At 72.0% G+C, this 19,924-nt stretch carries 19 protein-coding genes and 1 pseudogene; 13 read left to right on the plus strand and 7 right to left on the minus strand.

What is annotated here, in order from left to right; genetic code table 11:
• Positions 1-7: 7 nt before the first annotated feature.
• The 3 genes from NFT33_RS16765 to NFT33_RS16775 form a co-directional block, all read right to left on the minus strand.
• Positions 8-985 carry a PQQ-dependent catabolism-associated beta-propeller protein gene (locus tag NFT33_RS16765; protein ID WP_251677040.1) on the minus strand — a complete coding sequence of 326 codons (978 nt, stop codon included), beginning with the start codon at positions 983-985 and terminating at the stop codon, positions 8-10.
• Positions 986-1,001: 16 nt separating this feature from the next.
• Positions 1,002-1,721, minus strand: a complete 720-nt coding sequence (locus NFT33_RS16770) for an ATP-binding cassette domain-containing protein (RefSeq protein ID WP_251677042.1) — start codon at positions 1,719-1,721, stop codon at positions 1,002-1,004.
• 157 nt (positions 1,722-1,878) lie between these two features.
• A complete protein-coding gene (locus NFT33_RS16775) occupies positions 1,879-2,721 on the minus strand; it encodes an MBL fold metallo-hydrolase (RefSeq protein ID WP_180692759.1) in 843 nt (280 codons plus the stop codon).
• A gap of 313 nt (positions 2,722-3,034) precedes the next feature.
• Between NFT33_RS16775 and NFT33_RS16780 the strand changes: the two genes are divergently transcribed.
• Positions 3,035-3,994, plus strand: coding sequence for a phage virion morphogenesis protein (locus NFT33_RS16780; protein WP_251677044.1), 960 nt, complete (start codon positions 3,035-3,037; stop codon positions 3,992-3,994).
• Between the two features lie 49 nt (positions 3,995-4,043).
• Here NFT33_RS16780 and NFT33_RS16785 read toward each other — a convergent pair whose 3' ends face one another.
• Positions 4,044-6,260, minus strand: a complete 2,217-nt coding sequence (locus NFT33_RS16785) for a sigma-54-dependent Fis family transcriptional regulator (protein ID WP_251677046.1) — start codon at positions 6,258-6,260, stop codon at positions 4,044-4,046.
• A 351-nt stretch (positions 6,261-6,611) separates the two neighbouring features.
• Between NFT33_RS16785 and pedF the strand changes: the two genes are divergently transcribed.
• The 10 genes from pedF to NFT33_RS16835 all read left to right on the plus strand — a co-directional run bounded on the left by pedF (position 6,612) and on the right by NFT33_RS16835 (position 14,137).
• Positions 6,612-7,085 carry a cytochrome c-550 PedF gene (gene pedF / locus NFT33_RS16790; RefSeq protein ID WP_251677048.1) on the plus strand — a complete coding sequence of 158 codons (474 nt, stop codon included), beginning with the start codon at positions 6,612-6,614 and terminating at the stop codon, positions 7,083-7,085.
• A 112-nt stretch (positions 7,086-7,197) separates the two neighbouring features.
• Positions 7,198-8,073, plus strand: a complete 876-nt coding sequence (locus NFT33_RS16795) for a substrate-binding periplasmic protein (RefSeq protein ID WP_251677050.1) — start codon at positions 7,198-7,200, stop codon at positions 8,071-8,073.
• Positions 8,074-8,125: 52 nt separating this feature from the next.
• Positions 8,126-9,358, plus strand: coding sequence for a BaiN/RdsA family NAD(P)/FAD-dependent oxidoreductase (locus NFT33_RS16800; RefSeq protein WP_251677052.1), 1,233 nt, complete (start codon positions 8,126-8,128; stop codon positions 9,356-9,358).
• Positions 9,359-9,549: 191 nt separating this feature from the next.
• Positions 9,550-9,762 carry a 30S ribosomal protein S21 gene (rpsU, locus tag NFT33_RS16805; RefSeq protein WP_037482088.1) on the plus strand — a complete coding sequence of 71 codons (213 nt, stop codon included), beginning with the start codon at positions 9,550-9,552 and terminating at the stop codon, positions 9,760-9,762.
• Positions 9,763-9,870: 108 nt separating this feature from the next.
• Entirely contained in the window at positions 9,871-10,317 is a 447-nt protein-coding gene (locus NFT33_RS16810; RefSeq protein ID WP_173806221.1) for a GatB/YqeY domain-containing protein, read from the plus strand.
• 64 nt (positions 10,318-10,381) lie between these two features.
• Entirely contained in the window at positions 10,382-10,729 is a 348-nt protein-coding gene (locus tag NFT33_RS16815; protein ID WP_251677054.1) for a protein tyrosine phosphatase family protein, read from the plus strand.
• 39 nt (positions 10,730-10,768) lie between these two features.
• Positions 10,769-12,232 (plus strand): cache domain-containing protein, encoded by a 1,464-nt coding sequence (locus tag NFT33_RS16820; protein WP_251677056.1) that lies wholly within the window; start codon positions 10,769-10,771, stop codon positions 12,230-12,232.
• Positions 12,210-12,824 (plus strand): response regulator transcription factor, encoded by a 615-nt coding sequence (locus NFT33_RS16825; RefSeq protein WP_220785666.1) that lies wholly within the window; start codon positions 12,210-12,212, stop codon positions 12,822-12,824. The genes NFT33_RS16820 and NFT33_RS16825 overlap by 23 nt, the downstream gene beginning before the upstream one ends.
• A 36-nt stretch (positions 12,825-12,860) precedes the next feature.
• Positions 12,861-13,739: an NADPH-dependent 7-cyano-7-deazaguanine reductase QueF gene (queF, locus tag NFT33_RS16830; RefSeq protein WP_251677058.1), complete on the plus strand. Its 879-nt coding sequence runs from the start codon at positions 12,861-12,863 to the stop codon at positions 13,737-13,739.
• Between the two features lie 11 nt (positions 13,740-13,750).
• Positions 13,751-14,137 (plus strand): Spx/MgsR family RNA polymerase-binding regulatory protein, encoded by a 387-nt coding sequence (locus NFT33_RS16835; RefSeq protein WP_251677060.1) that lies wholly within the window; start codon positions 13,751-13,753, stop codon positions 14,135-14,137.
• A gap of 16 nt (positions 14,138-14,153) precedes the next feature.
• Here the strand turns inward: NFT33_RS16835 and NFT33_RS16840 are convergent, their stop codons facing one another.
• Positions 14,154-15,311, minus strand: coding sequence for a DNA alkylation repair protein (locus NFT33_RS16840; RefSeq protein WP_251677062.1), 1,158 nt, complete (start codon positions 15,309-15,311; stop codon positions 14,154-14,156).
• 140 nt (positions 15,312-15,451) lie between these two features.
• Between NFT33_RS16840 and NFT33_RS16845 the strand changes: the two genes are divergently transcribed.
• Positions 15,452-17,842, plus strand: a complete 2,391-nt coding sequence (locus NFT33_RS16845; protein ID WP_376744177.1) for a penicillin-binding protein 1A — start codon at positions 15,452-15,454, stop codon at positions 17,840-17,842.
• Here the strand turns inward: NFT33_RS16845 and NFT33_RS16850 are convergent.
• Positions 17,813-18,250 (minus strand): annotated as a pseudogene (locus tag NFT33_RS16850) (hypothetical protein); the annotation flags it as partial. The gene NFT33_RS16845 and the pseudogene NFT33_RS16850 sit on opposite strands and share 30 nt — an antisense overlap.
• A gap of 31 nt (positions 18,251-18,281) precedes the next feature.
• On the opposite strand from NFT33_RS16850, the gene NFT33_RS16855 reads away from it, so the two are divergent.
• Positions 18,282-19,670, plus strand: a complete 1,389-nt coding sequence (locus NFT33_RS16855; RefSeq protein WP_251677066.1) for a CapA family protein — start codon at positions 18,282-18,284, stop codon at positions 19,668-19,670.
• Here NFT33_RS16855 and minE read toward each other — a convergent pair.
• Positions 19,661-19,924: a cell division topological specificity factor MinE gene (gene minE / locus NFT33_RS16860; RefSeq protein ID WP_037482075.1), complete on the minus strand. Its 264-nt coding sequence runs from the start codon at positions 19,922-19,924 to the stop codon at positions 19,661-19,663. The two genes, NFT33_RS16855 and minE, sit on opposite strands and share 10 nt — an antisense overlap.

Consider the following 19,924-nt stretch of genomic DNA (forward strand, 5'->3'; position numbering starts at 1 on the left):
GTCTTCATCACTCCACCACCACCACGCTGTGCGGCACCCGCCCGACCGCCACCGTCTTCAGCGCCTTGGCCGCACCCACGTCGATGATCGTCAGATCGTCCGACAGCCCGTTGGCCACCAGCAGCCGGTCCTCCGCCTTGTTCAGCCCCAGCCCCCATGCCCGCTTGCCCGCCAGCACCAGGTCCGTCACCTTCCGGCTCGCCACATCCACGAAGGCCACATGGTTGGCCTTGCCCAGCCCCACGAACGCACGCTTGCCGTCCGCCGTCATCGCCAGCCCCACCGGCGTGATGTCCGCCGCGCGGGCGCCCTTCACCTCGAAGCGGATCGTGTCCAGCACTTCGTGATCCTTCGTGCCGATCACCGTCACGCTCGCGCCCAGCTCGTTCGTCACCCACAGCTGGCTGCCGTCCGGCGTCAGCGCGAAGCGCCTCGGCCGCTTGCCCACCTTGATGTTCTTCGTCACCTTCCCGCTGGCCGCGTCGATCACATGCACCAGGCTCGCCACCTCCGAGGTCACGTACACCGTCCGGCCATCCCGGCTCACCAGCACGCCCTCCGGCTCCTCGCCGACCTTGATCTCGCCGCTGCGCTTGCCGCTGGCCACATCGACCACCCCGACCACGCCGTCCTCCTCGTTCGAGACATACAGCGTCCTTCCATCCGGCGTCAGGTCGAAGATCTCCGGGTCGTCGCCCAGCCCGATCTTCCTCACCGACTTGCGCGTGGCCAGATCGATCAGGTCGGCCTGGCCCGAGTCGCCGCAGGCCACCAGCAGCTGACGCCCGTCCGGCATCAGCACCATGTGGCGCGGGCGCTTGCAGGTGGCGATCGTGCCCGTCACCGCCTGCGTCTTCAGGTCCACCACCGTCAGCTTGTGGTCCTTCTCGCTCGAGACGAAGGCGGTCTGTGCACGGGCCGGCAGCGTGGCGGTGGCACTCAGGGCCGCCAGGGCGGCCAGCGAGAGCAGATGGCGAGCAGTCATGGTTCTTGTCTCCTGTTCAGGACGTGTGGGTGGCGCGGATGAAGGCCTCTTCGAGCCGCTCGCCGCCCAGCGCCACCGTGACCGCGGCCGGCGAGCCATCGGCCAGCAGCCGGCCCTTGTGCAGCACGACGACCCGGTCGGCGGCCTCGGCCTCCTCGACCAGATGCGTCGCCCACAGCACGGTGGTGCCACGCGCGGCGATGTCGGCGCGAATGGCGGCGAGCAGATCGCGGCGCGACTTCGGGTCGAGACCCACGGTCGGCTCGTCCATCAGCACCACCTTCGGCCGGTGCAGCAGCGCCCGCACCAGCTCGACCTTGCGCCGGTTGCCGCCAGAAAGCTCGCGCACCGGCCGCGCCAGATCCTTGTCGAGGCCCAGCGCGCGGCAGCCCTCGGCGAGGCGCTCGCCCGCCACCCGGCGCGGCAGGCCGTGCAGGTCGGCATGGAAGCGCAGATTGCGCTCGACCGAGAGGTCGAGATCGAGCGACATCTGCTGGAACACCACGCCGATGTCGGCCAGCGCACGCACCGCCGAGCGGCGCAGCGACTGCCCGGCCACCTCCACCTCGCCCTCGTCGGCGACGAACAGGCCGGTCAGCACCTGGAACAGCGTCGACTTGCCGGCGCCGTTGGGCCCGAGCAGCGCGACGAACTGCCCGGCCGGCAGCGCCAGCGTCAGACCGGCCAGCGCGGTGCGCTCGCCGTATCGCTTGATCAGGCCCTGGATCTGCAGCATGGCATCGGCATCGGCATCGGAAACAGAAGGAGGAGGCACGGCACGGGGTGAGGACGCAAGGGTTCGGACAGGGCCGGTTTGTACCCAGGACCGGCCCGGCTGTCCCGTCCGGGCTTTCACCAAGGCAGATTGCCCGGGGCGGGATCAGCGGTCGATGTCAGAGGTCGATTTCCATCCGGTCGGCGGTCAGCTCGATGCCGTGGCGGGCCAGCACGCCGGCGGGCACCGCCGCGCTCAGGCCGGACTCCGGCACCGGCATCAGCAGCTTGCGCCGCGCGCCGACCTGATCGAGCTGCGCCAGCAGCTGCTCGCCGGCCTCGACCTGCTCGCCGGCCTCCAGCCGCGGATCGATCGCGTCGTCGCCCAGCAGCAGGCAGTCGGCCTGCTGCATCCACTCGAGTGCCTCCGGCCCGGCCTCGAGCAGGCTGCGGGCGCAGAACAGGCGCTGGCCGGTCACCACGTCGCGCACCGCCAGCGCGATCGTCTCGCCGACCGCCGGTGCGGCCGGCCGGGCCGAATGCAGCGGCAGCGGCCCGTCGGTGGCCACCGCGGTGAACTCCAGCGTCGGCTGGCCCTCGACCCGGAACACCGCCTCGCGCGATTCGCCCGCCACCGGGATCACATGCCAGTGCACGCTGCAGTAGTGCTGCAGCAGCGGCAGCACCGGCAGGGTGTGGGTCAGCTCCTCGAAGACGGCCGGCGTCGCGTAGAGATGGATCGGCGCGCCATCGCGCAGGCTCAGCAGGCCGGTCACATGGTCGACCTGCGAATCGGTCAGCACCACCGCGCGCACCGGCGCGTCGGCCAGGCCGCGGTGGCGCAGCAGCCGGGCATCGGTGCCGAGCTGCCCGGCCACCGCCGGCGACATGTTGATCAGCACCCAGCGCATCTGGTCGCCGGACAGCGCCAGCACGCCCGGCGCACGGGTCGAGTTGAGCGCCGGCGCGATCGGCTGGAACGGCACGGCGTCGCCGCCTCCCTTGAGTACGACCAGCTTCATGGCATCTCCGGCTGCCCGACCCCTCGGGAAAGAATGCGGCAGGCCTGCTGCACTTCGAGTTCGGTCATGATGGAATGGGAAAAATGGGGTCCGAGGTCGTTTCGGACGCTGGCCTGTTTCGTGCAAGACGCGTGCCGGACACGGAATGTCGTTCGGCCGACGCCTGCGGCGGGCCCGCGCCGCTTCACGACCGACACGACAGGGACATTCCCGAGCCCGGACCGGGCCCGGATCGAGCTCCTGCGGTGACATGTCATGCACTGCTCCATTTGGGAACAATCCACACCCACACGCTGACACAGGGGCAACCCGAATGCCTTGGCCTGACACGAAGATCGCCGCCCTGGCCATGCTGCTGACGGCCACCGGCGCCGCGAGCGCCGCGCCTGCGCCCTGCCCGGGCCCGGCGCTGCCGATCCGGGCGCTGGCCGACGGGGTCTGGCTGATCTCCGGCAGCGCCGGCGACAGCCATCCGATCAACCAGGGGCGCATCTCCAATCTGCTGGCGGTGCGGGAGGGCCGGCGCCTGTGGCTGCTGGGCAGCGGCCCGGATGCGCGCTTCGCGCGGGCGCTGGACTGCCAGCTCGCACGCCAGGCCGGCCGACGGGTGAGCGACGTGATCGCACCCTGGCCGCGGCCGGAGCTGGTGCTCGGCCAGGGCGGGCTGCCGGCCGCCCGACGCTGGGCGCATGAGGAGGTCGCCGCGGCGATGCGGGAACGCTGCCCGCAGTGCGTGGAGCGGCTGGCGCAGCGCCGCGACCTGCCCGCCGGCACGCCGGCCGAGCCGGTGGTGCTGCCGCAGCGGCTGCTGCGCGGCACCACCGGCCGGCTCGGCCCGTGGCGCTGGCATCGGCTGATGCGCTCGGACACCACCGCGGTCACCGTCTGGCAGCTGCCACGCCAGCGCATTGCCGCCGCGCACGGCCTGCTGTGGAGCGACGGCGCGCCCGACCTGCGCGACGCGCGCATCGCGGTGATGAAGACCTCGCTGCAGGCGCTGTCGGCGCTGCAGCAGCCGCCAGACGGCCCGCTGCACTGGCTGCCGGAACAGGGCGAGATGCTCGGCGCGCAGGCGCCTGCCGGCCACCGGGCCTATCTGGAGACGCTGGAGCGCCAGGCCGACCAGGCGATGGAAGACGGCACGCAGGAAAGCGACCCGCCGCCGGCGCCCGAGGCCGCCGCGATGGCCGCCGGCCTGCGCCATGGCCTGAACTGGCAGCACGCCTGGCGCGAGGCCGAGGCGCGCTGGTTCGGCGCCACGGCGCCGCGCTGAGCCTCCACGACTGACCGCGACGCGCGGGCCTCGGCGGCCCGCGCGCGGTTCAGCGGCCGTCGCTGCGCCAGCGCAGCTTGCGGTAGATGGTGTTGCGGCTGATGCCCAGGCGCTTGGCCGCGACCGAGATGTTGCCGCCGGCCGCATCGACCGCCTGCTGGATGGTGCGCAGCTCGATGTCCTCGAGCGACATCGCCGGCTCGTCGGGCAGGCGTGCAGCAACCGGTGCCGGCATCTGCGGCGCCGGCATCGACGCGGCGGGCGGCACCGGCTCGACCGGCGCGGCCGCAGGCGGCATCGGCACGGCGGCGACCTGCTGTGCCGGTCCGGTCGGCGCGACAAAGACCGGCGCGGCCACCGGCTCGGCGCTGGCGGCGCGCTGCTGCGCCACCCGCCGCGCGTCGTCGATGAAGTCGTCCGACAGATGATCGCGGGTGATCAGCGACTCGCCAGAGGCCATCACGCAGGCGGTGCGCAGCACGTTGAAGAGCTGGCGCACATTGCCCGGCCAGTGGTAGCCCTGGAACAGCCGCACCACCTCCGGACTCAGGCGCAGGCGCCGCTCCGGGCTCTCGCGGTCCAGGATGCGCTCGACCAGCGCCATCAGGTCGGAGCGCTCGCGCAGCGGCGGCAGGCGCACCGCCAGCCCGTTGAGGCGGTAGTAGAGATCCTCGCGGAAGGCCTTCTGCTCGATCATCTCGCGCAGGTTGCGGTGGGTCGCGCAGACCAGCGTCACATCGACCGAGACCGACTTGGCGCTGCCCAGCGGCGTGACCTGGCGCTCCTGCAGCACCCGCAGCAGATGCGCCTGCAGGCTGATCGGCATGTCGCCGATCTCGTCGAGAAAGAGCGTGCCGCCGTTGGCCTGCACGATCTTGCCGACCGCGCCCTTGCGCCGGGCGCCGGTGAAGGCGCCCTCCTCGTAGCCGAACAGCTCGGCCTCGATCAGCGTCTCGGGAATCGAGGCGCAGTTGACCGCGACGAAGGGCTGGCGGGCGCGCTCGGAATCCTGGTGGATCGCGCGGGCCAGCAGTTCCTTGCCGGTGCCGGTCTCGCCGAGGATCAGGATCGGAATGTCGCGGTTGAGGACACGGCGGATCTTGTCGATCAGCGCGGCGAACTGGGTGTCGCCCAGGCTCAGGCTGGCCAGGCCGGTGGCCGGCGCGGCACCGGCCGCCGTGCCGCCGCCCGCGCTGCCGCTGCTGCTGGCCGCACTGCTGCCGCCGCCGGCGGCCTCAGCGGCGCCCGCCTCAGCCCCGGCCGCCTGGGCAGCGGACGCGGTCGCCTCGGCCGCAAAGCCGCTGGAGGCCGCATGCCAGACCGGCCAGTTGAAGCGCGCATAGACATGGAACTGCCGGCCGCTGGAGAGCTCGACCGGCAGCGGCGTGGCCAGCGGCGAGCGGAAGCGGTCGACCAGCGCCGCCACCGTGGTGCCGAACAGCGACGAGATGGTGTGCATGCGCAGCGCCGCACCCGACAGGCCGAGCTGCTCGAGCGCGCCGCGGTTGGCGCCGACCAGCTTGCCGTCCTGGCTCACCGCCAGGATGCCCTCCATCAGCGTGCCGATGAACTCGACCCGGCTGTGGAAATGCAGCCGCATGACATTGCGGTAGTCGTCGGTCAGCCAGTGGTTCTCGATCATGCGCGCGCTCATCTTCACCAGGCCCATCGTGTGCTGGTGGTAGCTGCGCTGGTCGCCGGAGACATCGAGCACGCCCAGGATGTTGCCGCGCGGATCGAGAATGGGCGCGGCCGAGCAGGTCAGGAAGTGGTTGGCATGCATGTAGTGCTCGTCGGCATGCACGAGCGTGGGCGACTCCTCGATCAGCGCGGTACCGACCGCATTGGTGCCCTTGGCCTGCTCCGACCAGTTCACGCCGGGCTGCAGCGCGACCTTGGAGGCGCGGTTCAGGAAGTCCTGATCGCCGATCGAGTGCAGGATCGTGCCGGTGGCATCGCACAGCAGCACCATCGACTCGCTGTTGACGATCTGCTCGTAGAGCATCTCCATCACCGGCGCGGCATGCGCGTACAGACGCTGGTTGCGCTCGCGCACCACGCTCAGGTCGGATCGCCCCAGCGGCGAATAGTCCAGCCGCTCGATGCGCGACAGCCCGAAGGCGGCGCAGCGCTGGTGCGACTGGTCGATCTTGTGGACATGCTCGTTGTCGAGCGGCAGCGCCGAGGCGATCGGGCGCCGCGGATCGCTGCTGCTGCCGGGGCGCATGCGCAAACCAGCGGATGCCGGGGTATAGGGACCTGCCATGCTGTCTCCTGATCTTCTCTGGTCTCTGGGCGGTGGAGCACGAGACGCCATTGTCTCGCGTTCCTGCCAGTGGACGGACATGTTCGCGGCGGGATCGAACAGGGCCATCCGGGTTGTCATCAAATCGAACACATGACCCGGTCACATGTCACAGGGCGCTGGAAAACACCATGATTGCGCGCAAATCGGAAGCAACCGACACCCGCCAGATCAGGACAGACCCTGGTTTTGCCGCCCGATCCGCCCCGGTTTCCGTGCTTGGCACAGTGATTGCAGATTCGATGCCAGCAACTGCAACAAGCAGCCGATGCCCGCAGGCATCCACTCCACAGCACCCTCCAGGAGACACGAATGGCACGTGGCACTTTCTTTCGCGCAGCAGCCCTCGCGGCCCTTGCAACCCTCGGCGGCCAGGCGCGGGCCCACGGCGACGTGACGCCGCAGTCGGTCGACACCTCAGGGCTGCCGCCGCTGGGTGCGGAGTGGCGCGCTGAAAACCCCTATCGCAAGAACGACAAGGCCATCGAGGTCGGCACCTCGGCCTACACGCAGAACTGCGCGCGCTGCCACGGCCTGGACGCCATCTCCGGCGGCATCGCCCCGGACCTGCGCAAGCTCGACAACGACTGCGCCAACATCAAGGCCCCGGCCCGCCAGGCCGCCTGCGTCAAGGATGTCGACGACTACTACCTGACCAGCGTGCGCCGCGGCAAGGTGCGCAACGGCGCGGTCTACATGCCGCCGTTCGAGGGCACCTTCAACCAGGAAGCCATGTGGGCCATCAAGGCCTACCTGGAGACCCGCCGCGAGAAGCCGCTGCCCTGAGTCCCCGCGGACGACCGACAATCGACGCCGGCCGCCACCCTCGGGTGCCGGCCGGCTTTTTCCATCCGGACTTTTCCATCCGGACAGATCCCCAGAGACGGAGACAAGAACCATGACCGATCGTGACGAGACCACCGGCCTGCCGCGCCGCCGCCTGATCACCGCCGCACCGGCGCTGGCCCTGGGCGCGTTGCTGGGCGTCGGCGGCAGCGCCCGGGCTCAGGACGAGAAGAGCGCACTCACCCGGGTGCGCGAGCGCGGCCGGCTGGTGGTCGGCCTCTACCACGACCTGCCGCCCTTCCATGTCAAGGGCCAGGGCATCGACATGGAGCTGGCGCAGGCGCTGGCCAAGGGGCTGGGGGTGGAGCTCTCGCCGCTGCCCTTCAATGCCGGCGAGAACATGAACGACGACCTGCGCAACATGGTCTGGCGCGGCCACTACCTCGGCTACGGCCCGGCCGACGTGCTGCTGCATGTGCCGGTCGACCGCCCGCTGATGATGGAGAACCCGCAGGTCAGCATCTTCGGCCCCTACTGGCGCGAGCGGGTGGTGGTGGCACGCGATCTCTCGAAGCTGCCCGAGCTCGACAGCCTGGAGCCGCTGCGCGGCCGGCCGGTGGCGGTGCCGGGCCAGTCGCTGGCCGGCTGGCTGATGATCGGCGCCGAGTCGGGCATGCTGCGCGACTCGCTGCAGACCAAGATGGACAACGGCGTGATCGCCGCACAGATGCTGCAGCGCGGCGAGGTGGTGGCCGCCGCCGGCCTGCGCTCGGAGCTGGAATCGACGCTGCAGGGCGACCCGCGCTTCGCCATCGGCCCGATGCCGATGCCGCGCGCGCCCAAGGACGGCTGGGCCGTCGGCATGGCGACGAAGAAGAACGCCACCGACCTGGCCGAGGCGCTGCAACGTGTGGTCAACGAGCTGGCCGCCTCCGGCGCGCTGAAGGCGATATTCGCCAAGGGCCGGCTGGAGTGGCGTCCGGTCTGAGGTCGCCGGGCGCGGCCGGGCGGCACCGGGCCCCTCCCGGATAATCCGCCCGATGGAACATTTCGACGCCATCATCGTCGGGGCCGGCGCGGCCGGCCTTTTCTGCGCCGCACGCGCCGGCCAGCAGGGTCTGCGGGTGCTGCTGCTCGACCACTCGGACCGGATCGCCGAGAAGATCCGCATCTCCGGCGGCGGGCGCTGCAACTTCACCAACCGCGACGCCGGCCCCGCCAACTACCTCTCCGACAACCCGCGCTTCGCGCGCTCGGCGCTGTCGCGCTACACGCCGGCCGACTTCATCGCGCTGGTGCAGCGCCACCGCATCGCCTTCCACGAGAAGCACAAGGGCCAGCTCTTCTGCGACCACAGCGCCGAGGACATCATCGCGATGCTGCTGCGCGAGGGCGAGGCCGGCGGTGTGGTCCGCCGCCAGCCCTGCGGCGTGCACGGCATCCGCCGCAGCAAGGGCGAGACCCCGCGCTTCGAGCTCGACACCGACGCCGGCCCGGTGGCGGCGCCGCGCCTGGTCATCGCCACCGGCGGCCTGCCGGTGCCGGCCATCGGCGCGACCGACTTCGGCCTGAAGGTGGCGCAGCAGTTCGGCCTGGGCGTGATCGCGCCGCGGCCGGCGCTGGTGCCGCTGACCTTCGACGCGCAGGCCTGGGCACCGTTCGCGGCGCTGTCGGGCATCGCGCTGCCGGCCGGCATTTCCTGCGGCGCCGGCAAGGCCCGCACCACCTTCCTCGAAGACCTGCTCTTCACCCACCGCGGCCTGAGCGGCCCCGGCATCCTGCAGATCTCCAGCTTCTGGCGGCCGGGCCAGCCGATCGAGATCGACCTGACGCCGGGGCTGGATCTGGCCGCGCGGCTTCTGGAAGCCAAGCAGGGCTCGCGCCGCCAGCTCGGCAACGAGTTCGCCACGCTGCTGCCCGCCCGGCTGGCCGAGGCCTGGCTGGCCGGCGCCGGCCTGGACGCCGCCCGCCCGATGCCCGAATGCCGCGACCGCGACCTGCAGGCGCTGGCGCAGCGCGCGCGCGCCTGGTCGCTGCAGCCTGCCGGCGACGCCGGCTGGAAGAAGGCCGAGGTCATGGCCGGCGGCGTCGACACCCGCGAGCTGAGCTCGCAGTCGCTCGAGAGCCGCAAGGTGCCGGGCCTGCACTTCATCGGCGAGGTGGTCGACGTGACCGGCTGGCTCGGCGGCTACAACTTCCAGTGGGCCTGGGCCAGCGCCGCGGCCTGCGCCGACGCGATGGCGGCCACGCAGGCCGGCGCGCGCGCCGGATGACGGAAAAGCGGCTCCGGACAGCGCCGGAGCGCCCTCCAGCTGCTACACTCACGAATTCACCACTGTCGGCAAAACCTGGGCTACAATCCGCGGCTTTGCTGGCAAAGAAGTCCGATCGAGTCGACGACATCTGGGTTTCCGGAAAACCCCGCGCCGGCCACCGAGGACACAACCGAAGGATCCTTCAGTTCATGACGACCATCCGAGTCAAGGAAAACGAGCCGTTCGACGTCGCCCTGCGTCGCTTCAAGCGCACGATCGAAAAGCTGGGCCTGCTGCCCGAACTGCGTGCTCGCGAGTTCTACGAGAAGCCGACCGCCGAGCGCAAGCGCAAGAAGGCCGCCGCCGTCAAGCGCCACTACAAGCGCGTGCGCTCGATGCAGCTGCCCAAGCGCCTGTACTGATCGGCAGGGTCCGCCGCCTCGGCGGACACCGTCCCGTCAGGCACTGCCAGAACCCGCACGGGACGCCGTTGCGGGTTTTGTCGTTTTCAGACCACCAAGGAATCCACCATGAGCCTCAAGGACCAGATCACCGCCGACATGAAGGACGCGATGCGCGCCAAGGACAGCGAACGCCTGGGCACCATCCGCCTGCTGCTGGCCGCGGTCAAGCAGAAGGAAGTCGACGAGCAGATCACGCTGGACGACGCGGCCGTCGTCGCGGTCGTCGACCGGCTGATCAAGCAGCGCAAGGACTCGATCGGCCAGTTCACCGCCGCCGGCCGCACCGACCTGGCCGACAAGGAATCGGCCGAGCTGAAGGTGCTCGAGGTCTACCTGCCGCAGCGCCTGAGCGCCGAGGAGATCGATGCCGCGGTGCAGGCGATCGTCGCCGGCCTGGGCGCCACCGGCCCCGGCGCGATGGGCCAGGTCATGGGCGCGGTCAAGCAGCAGCTCGCCGGCAAGGCCGACATGGCGCTGGTGTCGGCGGCGGTCAAGCGCGCGCTGGCCGGCTGACCGTCCCGACCGGCCAGGCCAGACCGTTCCGGTCTTTTCCACTCCCGCTTCAGCGAGGTTCCCGATGAGCAACACCCTGCCGATCCAGCAAGTCGCCCCGGACTTCTGCGTGGCGCCGCAGCTGGCCCCGGCCGCGATGGCCGAGGCCGCCGCCGCGGGCTTCCGCAGCGTCGTCAACAACCGCCCGGACTTCGAGCACGGCCCGGACCAGCCGACCAGCGCCGAGATCGCGGCGGCTGCACAGGCTGCAGGCCTGCAGTACGTGCACCTGCCGGTGGCCGGCGGCTACCAGAGCCCCGAGGAGATCGCCCGCTTCGCCGAGCTGCTGGCGACGCTGCCGCGGCCGATCCTGGCCTTCTGCCGCAGCGGCGCCCGCGCGACCCGGCTGTACATGCAGGCCACCCAGGCCTGAAGCCGGTCCGTCGGTCCGCCTGCCCGCCTTGCCGCCGCCATGACCGCGACCGCCGCCCCGTCCGAGCCGATCGGTCCGCGGCGGCTGCGCCGACGCATCCTGCTGCTGGCCGTCATGCCGCTGCTGGCGGCGGTGGCGGTGATCGCGCTGGCGGTGCGCTCGCAGGCCCAGGATCTGGCGCTGCAGGAACGGGCGCTGGTCGAGACCGCCTACCTCGCCAGCAAGGAGGCCGAGCTGCGCCACCATGTCGAGATGGCGATGAACATGATCCGCCCGCTCTACGACAGCGGGCGCGACGACGAAGCCACCCGGCAGGAAGCGATCCGCATCCTCAACGCCTTCGACTACGACAACGGCGACGGCTACTTCTTCGCCTACGACTACAGCGGCCGCTGCCTGGTGCTGCCGCACCAGCCCGAGCTGGTCGGCCAGAACCTGTGGGACATCCGTGACCGTGACGGCCAGCCGGTGGTGCAGGCCCTGATCGCCAAGGCCCGCGAAGGCGAGGGCTATTTCCGCTATGTCTGGAACAAGCCCAGTGCCCGCGAGGTCGCGCCCAAGCTGGGCTATGTCGTCGGCCTGCAGCGCTGGGGCTGGATGGTCGGCACCGGCATCTACCTCGACGATGTGCAGGCCACGCTGGACGCGCTGGAGCGCCAGGGGCGCGCCAACATCGACAAGACCACCGGCTGGATCGCGATCATCGCGCTGATGGCGCTGGCGCTGGTGGGCGGCAGCACGCTGGCGATGAACCTGGGCGACCACCGCGCCGCCGACGCGCAGCTGCAGCAGCTGGCGCGCCAGGTGGTGCAGTCGCAGGAAAACGAGCGCGCCCACCTCTCGCGCGAGCTGCATGACGGCACCGGCCAGACGCTGGTGTCGATCAAGCTGCTGCTCGACAGCACGATGGAGCAGCTGCGCGTCGAGCACGGCCGGGCACCGGTGGCGCTGGAGCGCGCGCGCAGCCGCATCGAGGAGGCCCTGGCCGAGGTGCGCGACATCTCGCACCGGCTGCGCCCGGTGGTGCTCGACACGCTGGGCCTGCCCAGCGCGCTGCGCCACCTCGGCGAGGAATTCGCCGAGCATGCGCAGATGGCCTTCTTCATGCGCATCGGCGGACGCGAGCGCGATCTGCCCGAGGCGGTCAACACGGTGCTGTTCCGCATCACCCAGGAAGCGCTGACCAACATCGAGAAGCATGCCCAGGCCAGCCGGGTCGACCTGCGGCTGATCTACCTCGGCGGCGAGGTGCGGCTCACGGTGGCCGACGACGGCCACGGCTTCGATGCGGAGCGCATCCAGTCCGACCCGCGCCGGGGCATCGGCCTGCTCAACATGCGCGAGCGGGTCGAGGCGATCGGCGGCGTGTTCCGGGTACAGTCGCGCCCGGGCTCGACCCGGGTCGTCGCCCAGATCGGCGCCGACGCCGTGCGCCGGCTGGCCGTGCCCGCCCTCCAACCCCTGGCTCCCCTCCGATCCGATGCGCATCCTGATCGTCGATGACCACCCGCTCGTGCGCGAAGGCGTGCGCACGCTGATCAACCACCAGAGCGGCCTGGAGGTCGTCGGCGAGGCGGCCGATGCCGACGGCGCGCTCGAGGCGATCGCGCGGCTCGAACCCGCGCTGGTGCTGACCGACATCGGCATGAAGCAGGTCAGCGGCATCGCGCTGGCCGCGCAGATCCGCGAGCGCTGGCCGGCGATCCATGTGATCGTGCTGAGCATGTACGACAACCCGGACTATGTGCACCAGGCGATGCAGGCCGGCGCACGCGGCTATGTGCTGAAGGACGCGCCCTCGTCGGACATCGTCGACGCGATCCGGGCGGTGGCCGCCGGCGACACCTTCCTGAGCGCCAGCCTGTCGCGCCAGAGCGCACGCAGCGACGGCCCGCGCCCGATCCTGTCCGAGCGCGAGGCCGAGATCCTCGCCTGCCTGGCGCGCGGCATGTCGAGCAAGCAGATCGCCGCCGAGCACGACCTGAGCGTGCGCACCGTCGAGACGCACCGCCAGAACATCCGCCGCAAGCTGCGCATCGAGGGCCAGGCCGAGCTGATCCGCTACGCGGTCGAGCACTGCCGCACCGCGGGCTGACCGCCCCGGCGGGGCGGCCCCGCTACCATTGCGGCCATGAGCGACACCCCCTCCTCCCCGTCCCCGGCCCGCGATCCGAGCGGCTCGCTGCTGGGCAAGACCGCCAGCTACCGCGCGACCTACGCGCCCGAGCTGCTGTACCCGATCTCGCGCACCCCGAAGCGCGAGGAGATCGGCCTGAGCGCAGAGCGCATCGCCGCCGGGCGCCTGCCCTTCATGGGCGCGGACCTGTGGACCGCCTACGAGCTGTCGTGGCTGACGCCGCGCGGCAAGCCGCAGGTGGCGATCGCCACCATCACCGTGCCCTGCGACTCGCCCTGCATCATCGAGAGCAAGTCCTTCAAGCTCTACCTCAACAGCTTCAACATGACCCGGGTGGAGTCGCCCGAGCGGCTGCGCGAGATGCTGGTGCACGACCTGAGCGCGGCCGCCGGCGCCCGGGTGGGCGTGCGGCTGGTGCTGCCGGAGGCCTTCGACGCGCAGCCGATCCACGAGCTGTCGGGCGTGCTGCTCGACCGCATGGACATCGACTGCGACCGCTACGGCCCGCCCGCGCCCGAGCTGCTGACGGCCGCCTTCGACGAGCAGCCGGTCACCGAGACGCTGACCTCGCACCTGCTCAAGAGCAACTGCCTGGTCACCGGCCAGCCCGACTGGGGCAGCGTGCAGATCAGCTACACCGGCCCGCAGATCGACCAGGAGGGGCTGCTGCGCTACCTGATCAGCTTCCGCGAGCACGACGAGTTCCACGAGCAGTGCGTCGAGCGCATCTTCACGGACATCCTGGAGCGCTGCCAGCCGGTGCGGCTGCAGGTCTACGCGCGCTACACCCGCCGCGGCGGCCTGGACATCAGCCCCTGGCGCACCAGCCATCCGGCGACGCTGCCGGCCAACGTGCGCACCGCGCGCCAGTGATGGAAGCGGCGATGCAGACCCCCGCGCCCCGCGTGCTGACGCTGCACGGCATCCCGAACTGCGACACGGTGAAGAAGGCGCGCGCCTGGCTGGCCGCACAGGCACCGGCCGCCGGCGTCGAGGTGCATTTCCACGACTTCAGGAAGCAGGGCGTGCCCGCCGAGCTGCTCGGGCCCGCCAGCGAGGCGCTGGGCTGGGAGCGGCTGATCAACCGCAGCGGCACCACCTGGCGCCGGCTCGACGAGGCCGAGCGGGCCGCCGTGACCGACGCGGCCGCCGCGATCGCGCTGATGCAGACCCAGCCCAGCGTGATCCGCCGGCCGCTGGTGCGCTGGCCGGACGGCCGCTTCAGCGTCGGCTTCGACGCGGCGGACTTCGCCGCGCGGCTGGCGCGCTGAGCCCGCCCGGGGCGCATCAACCGCCGGTCAGCAGCTCGAAGCCGGCCTCGGCCAGCGTCTGCCCGTTGACCTGCAGCGTGACCCGGTGCCAGCCGGGATGGTGGCGTCGGGTGCTGATCGCGCGCAGCGCATGGCGGCGCACCAGCACCCGCGCCTCGCCCGGCGCCAGCGTCAGGGTCCAGCCCTTGAAGACCTTCGGCGAGGTGCGGCCGTCCGCCTTCACCTGGTGGACCGCATAGTCGATCACCAGCGGCTGCGCCGACCCGGCCTGCGACTGCAGCCCGACGCGCAGCTCCACCGCCTCGCCCAGCGCGATCGCGCCGGGCCGCAGCGTGAGCGTCGCGCGGCCGGCCAGCGGCTCGCCCTGGCCCCAGGCGGCCAGCACCTGCGCGTGGCCGGCCTTGATCAGCGTGCGGCTGGCGTGGCGCAGCAGCGCCCGGCGCGGCGCCGGCGCCTGCGGCAGATGCGCCTGCAGCCAATGCAGCAGCTGCTCCGGATGATCGCGGGAAATGTCGTTGAGGTGATTGGCGACCGAGCGGCGCACATAGGCGCTCGGATCGTCCTGCAGCCGCGCCAGCAGCGGCAGCGTCGGCGCGGGATCGCGGATCAGGCCCTGCAGCTGCCGGCCCCAGGGCAGGCGCGGCCGGCTGCCCTCGCTCGCCAGCCGGCGCACATGCTCGCTCGGATCCTCGCACCAGGCGGCCAGCCGCGCCCAGGTCCGCTCCGGATGGCGCTCGATGAAGGGCCGCACCGCCCATTCGGCGGTGAAGCGCTGGGTCATCGCGTGCAGCGCATCGAGCGCACGATCGGGCTCATGCAGGCCGCAGCGCGCCACCCAGTCGGTCAGCGGCCACACCACCCAGCCCGCCAGGCCGGCGGCCGGATCGGCCGGTCCGCGCGGCGCCTCGCCCCAGGGCACCGTGCCGGGCGGCGCCAGTGCCGCCTCCAGCGCGTCGCAGGCGGCCGCGAAGTCGTCCGCCAGCACCCGCTGCAGATGGCGCTCGAGCACCGCCGACAGATGCTGCACCCGCGCCTTGAGCTCGAGCGCCTGCAGCCCGGCACAGGCCTCGGTCTCGAAGGCGTGGCGGTCCAGCCCGGGCAGCACCCGTGCCAGATGAAATCCGAGCTGTCCGACGGCCACTTCGTCGAGCAGGTTCCTGAGGGCTTCGGCCATGATCGCAGCATAGCAACCCATGCCTTGGCCGGGGCCGCGACTTGGTACAGGCGGTTACAGTGCGGGGCTGCCGTCGGTCCAGCATCGACCTGTCGGGGCCAGACCCTGTTGCCGAACCCGCCATCGCCCGTCTCCCTGTCGTGACGAAGAAGTCTCTCGTCCTGTCCTGCCGCCGGATCCTGCTCACCCTGGCGGTGCTGCTCACGCTGCTGCTGCTGGCCGGCTCGGCGGCGGTCGCGATCGCGGTGGCCCGGCTGTGGCCGCAGCTGCCCGCGCTGGACCGGGTGCTGCACTACCAGCCGCAGCAGCCGCTGCAGGTCTTCACCGCCGACGGCGTGCCGATCGCCCAGTTCGGCGAGGAGAACCGCGAGTTCGTGCCGATCGCGCAGATCCCGCCGCTGCTGCAGCAGGCGGTCATCGCGGTCGAGGACCGGCGCTTCCTGCGTCACCCCGGCATCGACCCGATCGGCATCGCGCGCGCGGTGCTGGCCAACCTCGGCGGCGAGCTGCGCGAGGGCGGCTCGACCATCACCCAGCAGGTGGCGCGCAATTTCTTCCTCAACCAGGACCGCACGCTCGAGCGCAAGCTGCGCGAGGCGCTGCTGGCGCTGCGCATCGAGCGCGAGCTGGACAAGCCGCGCATTCTCGAGCTCTACCTGAACCAGATCGACCTGGGCCAGCGCAGCCATGGCTTCGCCGCTGCGGCGCGGACCTATTTCGGCAAACCCCTGCAGACGCTGACGCTGGCGGAGACCGCGATGCTCGCCGGCCTGCCGCAGAACCCGGCCTGGGCCAATCCGGTGGTCAACCCGGAACGCGCACGCACCCGGCAGCGTCAGGTGCTGCAGCGCATGGAGCGCGACGGCCTGATCAGCGCCGCCCAGCGCGCCAGCGCCGAGGCCGAGGTGCTGGTGGTTCGCCGGCCCAGCCAGACCGAGGTCCAGGCCGGCCATCTGGCCGACATGGCCCGGCGCTGGGCGGCGGCGCGGCTGGGCGAATCGGTCTATGCCCAGGGCTACCGGATCTACACCACCGTGACCGCGGCCGAGCAGCGCGCCGCCCATGCCGCGCTGCGCCAGAGCCTGATGGCCCAGGAGCGCACCCGCCCCTGGCGCGGCCCGGAGGGCCAGGAGGATCTGCCCGAGGGCATCGAGGGCAGCGCACTCGACCGCATCGCCGCGCAGGCGCTGCGCGACCGGCGCGATGACGAGGATCTGCGTCTGGCGGTCGTGACCACGGTGCGGGTCGACGGTCTGGAAGCCCGGCTGGCCGACGGGCGGGCGGTGGCCCTCGGGCCGATCGGCCTGCAGCGCCTGCACGAGGCGCCGCCGGGCACGCCCGCGCTGCGCCGGGGCGCGGTCATCCGGCTCGAGCGCCTGCAGCGCGAGGACGGCGGCACCTTCTGGAGCCTGGCGCAATGGCCGCAGGCCGAGGGCGCGCTGGTGGCGCTCGATCCGATCGATGGCCGGGTGCGCGCGCTGGTCGGTGGCTTCGACCATCACCGCAGTCCGCTGGACCGGGCCACCGCGGTCTGGCGGCCGGCCGGCTCGGCGCTGCAGCCCTTCATCGACTCGGCCGCGCTCGAGCGCGGGGTCATGCCCGACAGCCTGATCAGCGACGCGCCGCTGCCCGAGGAAGGCGCGACCCTGGCGCAGGCACCCGCCGGCGAGGCCCGGGTGCTGACGCTGCGCCAGGCCCAGCTGATCGACGCGCGCCATGCCGCCGTGCAGCGGCTGCGGCATGTGGGCATCGACACGACCCGCGACTGGCTGGAGCGCTTCGGCTTCGACCGCGACCGGCTGCCCAGCGATCTGACCCTGGCCACCGGCCAGGCCGGCACCACGCCGATGCAGCTCGCCCGCGCCTACAGCGTGCTGGCGCGCGACGGCGGCGATCCGGTCGCGCCCAACTTCGTGGACCGGATCACCGACGCCTCCGGCGTGGTGATCTACCGCCCGCCCGCGCTGCCGCCGCATGATCCGGGCCAGCGGGTGGTGCCGGCCCGCAATGTCTTCCTGATGGGCACGCTGCTGAAGGACCACCTGCTGGCCGGCCAGGCCGCGCCGGTGCTCGACCGGCTGCAGCGCCCCGACCTGTTCGCCCGGGCCGGGCGCTCCGACCAGGGCGACGGCTGGTTCGCCGGCTACCAGCAGCGGCTGGTCACGGTGACCTGGATCGGCCGCGCCGCCACGCTGGCGCCCGATGCCGGTGCCTTCGACCCGGTCGCGCTGGCGCGGCAGAGCTGGATGGACTTCATGGCCAGCGCGCTGGCCGGCAGCGCCATCGCGCCGGCCCCGCCGGTGCCGGCCGGACTGCAGCCGGTCGGCGAGGACTGGCGCTATGTCGAGCAGGCCGAGGAACCCGCGCCGAGCTACATCGGCACGCTGCCGCCGGACTCAGCGGTAGAGATCGCGCGGATCATCCATCGCCGCAGCCGAGAGCACCCGGCCGTCGAAGTCGAAGCTCACGCGGAAGATGCGCCGCGTCGGACCGTCCTGCCAGCGCCAGTCCCAGACCTCCTCCTTCTTTAGCGCATAGGCCTCCTTCAGCGCGGGCGGGCCGAGCTGCTCGCGCACCTGCTCGACCGTCATGCCGGGGCGGATCTGCGCGAAGCTCTCGGGCTGCAGCAGCTGGCGCAGCTGCACCAGCCGGCCATCCGTGCCGATCGTGGCGACATGGTTGGTCGATCCCTCGGGCTGGGCCGAGAACTCCAGCCGGCGCAGGCCGTCAGGCTGCACCCGGATCGTCACCGGCGTGCCGAACTCGCGCAGCACCTCCTGCTCGGTGGCCTGGCCGGGCTGCAGCCGGGCCTCGCGCTGCGCATCGCAGCCCGACAGCGCCAGGGCCAGCCCGAGCGCCAGCCCGGCCCGGAGCGGCGACGACAGCGACGACGATGCGAAGATGCGCGCCGCCCGTTGCGTGGTAATGCCTGAGCCCATGATGAAGATCCTCCCGATGACAAGACCGATGATGGCCCGACCCGCCCGTCAGGCCGCCCTGCTGCTGGCCGCCAGCGCTCTGGCAGGCGCGGCCGGTGCCGCGCCGCTGGTGCGCTGCCATGTCGACTACGGCGGCGAGACCCGCGTCGTCGAGCTCGACGAGCGCGCCGATGCACTGGGCACGCCGGCGCAGCCGGTCGGATCCTACTTCCTGTGGCGTGCGGTGCTGCAGCGCGACGGCCGCATGATCGAGCTGCGTGTCGACACCGATGCCGACCGCGATGCCGACCAGTCGCCGCTGCCGCTGCAACAGGGCCGCTTCCGGCTGCCGGCGCGTGGATCGGCACGCGCGGCCGACGGCGGCTTCACCGGCTGGCAGCGGGTGCACGAGCCGCTGCGCGACGGCGAGCTGCAGTACGCCTGCGAACGCACCGCCGCACCACTGCCGCCACCGCCTCGGCCGGTGCCGGCCGCGCGCCCGGCACGGCGCGCCGACCCCGACGCCCGCGTGCGCCTGGTCTTCGCCGGCGACCTGATGCTCGACGACGGGCCGGGCCGGCTGATCGCGGCGGGTGGCGATCCGCTGGCCCCCTTCGACGCGCTGCTGCGCCAGGCCGACGTGCGCATCGGCAACCTCGAGTGCCCGGTCGCCGCCAGCGGCACGCCGCTGCCGAACAAGATCTACAGCTTCCGCGCCGACCCGGCGACGCTGCGGGTGCTGCAGGGCCGCTTCGACGCGCTGTCGGTGGCCAACAACCATGCCGGCGACCAGGGTTCGGCGGCCTTCGTCGAGACGCTGGAGCGGGTGCGCGCGGCCGGCATCGCGCCCTTCGGCGGCGGGCGCGACCTGCGCGAGGCGCACCGGCCGCTGTGGATCGAGCGCGCCGGGCTGCGCATCGCGCTGCTGGCCTACAACGAGTTCAAGCCGCGCAGCTTCCGTGCCGGCCCGTCCACGCCCGGCGTGGCCTGGAGCGACGACCTGCAGGTGGTGGCCGACATCCGCGCCGCGCGCCAGGCCGGCGCCGACGTGGTGATTCCCTTCATGCACTGGGGCTGGGAGCGCGAGCCGGAAGCGGGCGAGCGCCAGCGCCGCCTGGCGCGGCGCATGATCGAGGCCGGCGCGGACGCGGTGGTCGGCGGCCACCCGCATGTCACCCAGGGCGCCGACCTGGTGGCCGGACGGCCGGTGGTCTGGAGCCTGGGCAACTTCGTCTTCGACGGCTTCGAGGATTTCGCGCCGGCACGCCGCGGCTGGCTGCTGCGCATGACGGTGGACGCACAGGGCGTGCGCGACTGGGACACGGTGCAGGCCGACATCGATCTGCAGGGCACACCGCATCCCGACCTGCAGGCCTGGACGCCGTGCGGGCAGCGCGGCGTCGGCACGGTGCTGCGCTGCCAGGCCGGCGCTCAGCGCTGAGGCGACTCGGGCAGCTCGATCTTGACCTCGAGCACCTCGAGGTTGTCATGGCGCTCGAGGTGGACCTTGACATCGTTCGGATGGATCGCGACGTACTTGGTCACCACCGCCAGCAGCTCGCGCTGCAGCGCCGGCAGGTAGTCGGGGCTGGAGCTGCGCGAGCTGCGTTCGTGCGCCAGGATGATCTGCAGCCGCTCCTTGGCCACCGTCGCGGACTTCTGCTTCTCGCCGAGCATGAAGGAAAGAAACCCCAT

Source organism: Sphaerotilus sp. FB-3, from assembly GCF_023706025.1.
Taxonomy (GTDB): domain Bacteria; phylum Pseudomonadota; class Gammaproteobacteria; order Burkholderiales; family Burkholderiaceae_C; genus Sphaerotilus; species Sphaerotilus sulfidivorans.

Bases quoted from the DNA above. Each gene is read 5' to 3' on its own strand.
- minE (WP_037482075.1), bottom strand. From the start codon at position 19,924: ATGGGGTTTCTTTCCTTCATGCTCGGCGAGAAGCAGAAGTCCGCGACG.
- NFT33_RS16795 (WP_251677050.1), top strand. From the start codon at position 7,198: ATGACCGATCGTGACGAGACCACCGGCCTGCCGCGCCGCCGCCTGATC.
- NFT33_RS16810 (WP_173806221.1), top strand. From the start codon at position 9,871: ATGAGCCTCAAGGACCAGATCACCGCCGACATGAAGGACGCGATGCGC.
- NFT33_RS16840 (WP_251677062.1), bottom strand. From the start codon at position 15,311: ATGGCCGAAGCCCTCAGGAACCTGCTCGACGAAGTGGCCGTCGGACAG.
- NFT33_RS16785 (WP_251677046.1), bottom strand. From the start codon at position 6,260: ATGGCAGGTCCCTATACCCCGGCATCCGCTGGTTTGCGCATGCGCCCC.
- NFT33_RS16835 (WP_251677060.1), top strand. From the start codon at position 13,751: ATGCAGACCCCCGCGCCCCGCGTGCTGACGCTGCACGGCATCCCGAAC.
- queF (WP_251677058.1), top strand. From the start codon at position 12,861: ATGAGCGACACCCCCTCCTCCCCGTCCCCGGCCCGCGATCCGAGCGGC.
- NFT33_RS16855 (WP_251677066.1), top strand. From the start codon at position 18,282: ATGGCCCGACCCGCCCGTCAGGCCGCCCTGCTGCTGGCCGCCAGCGCT.
- NFT33_RS16765 (WP_251677040.1), bottom strand. From the start codon at position 985: ATGACTGCTCGCCATCTGCTCTCGCTGGCCGCCCTGGCGGCCCTGAGT.
- NFT33_RS16825 (WP_220785666.1), top strand. From the start codon at position 12,210: ATGCGCATCCTGATCGTCGATGACCACCCGCTCGTGCGCGAAGGCGTG.
- rpsU (WP_037482088.1), top strand. From the start codon at position 9,550: ATGACGACCATCCGAGTCAAGGAAAACGAGCCGTTCGACGTCGCCCTG.
- NFT33_RS16780 (WP_251677044.1), top strand. From the start codon at position 3,035: ATGCCTTGGCCTGACACGAAGATCGCCGCCCTGGCCATGCTGCTGACG.
- NFT33_RS16820 (WP_251677056.1), top strand. From the start codon at position 10,769: ATGACCGCGACCGCCGCCCCGTCCGAGCCGATCGGTCCGCGGCGGCTG.
- NFT33_RS16815 (WP_251677054.1), top strand. From the start codon at position 10,382: ATGAGCAACACCCTGCCGATCCAGCAAGTCGCCCCGGACTTCTGCGTG.
- NFT33_RS16800 (WP_251677052.1), top strand. From the start codon at position 8,126: ATGGAACATTTCGACGCCATCATCGTCGGGGCCGGCGCGGCCGGCCTT.
- pedF (WP_251677048.1), top strand. From the start codon at position 6,612: ATGGCACGTGGCACTTTCTTTCGCGCAGCAGCCCTCGCGGCCCTTGCA.
- NFT33_RS16770 (WP_251677042.1), bottom strand. From the start codon at position 1,721: ATGCTGCAGATCCAGGGCCTGATCAAGCGATACGGCGAGCGCACCGCG.
- NFT33_RS16775 (WP_180692759.1), bottom strand. From the start codon at position 2,721: ATGAAGCTGGTCGTACTCAAGGGAGGCGGCGACGCCGTGCCGTTCCAG.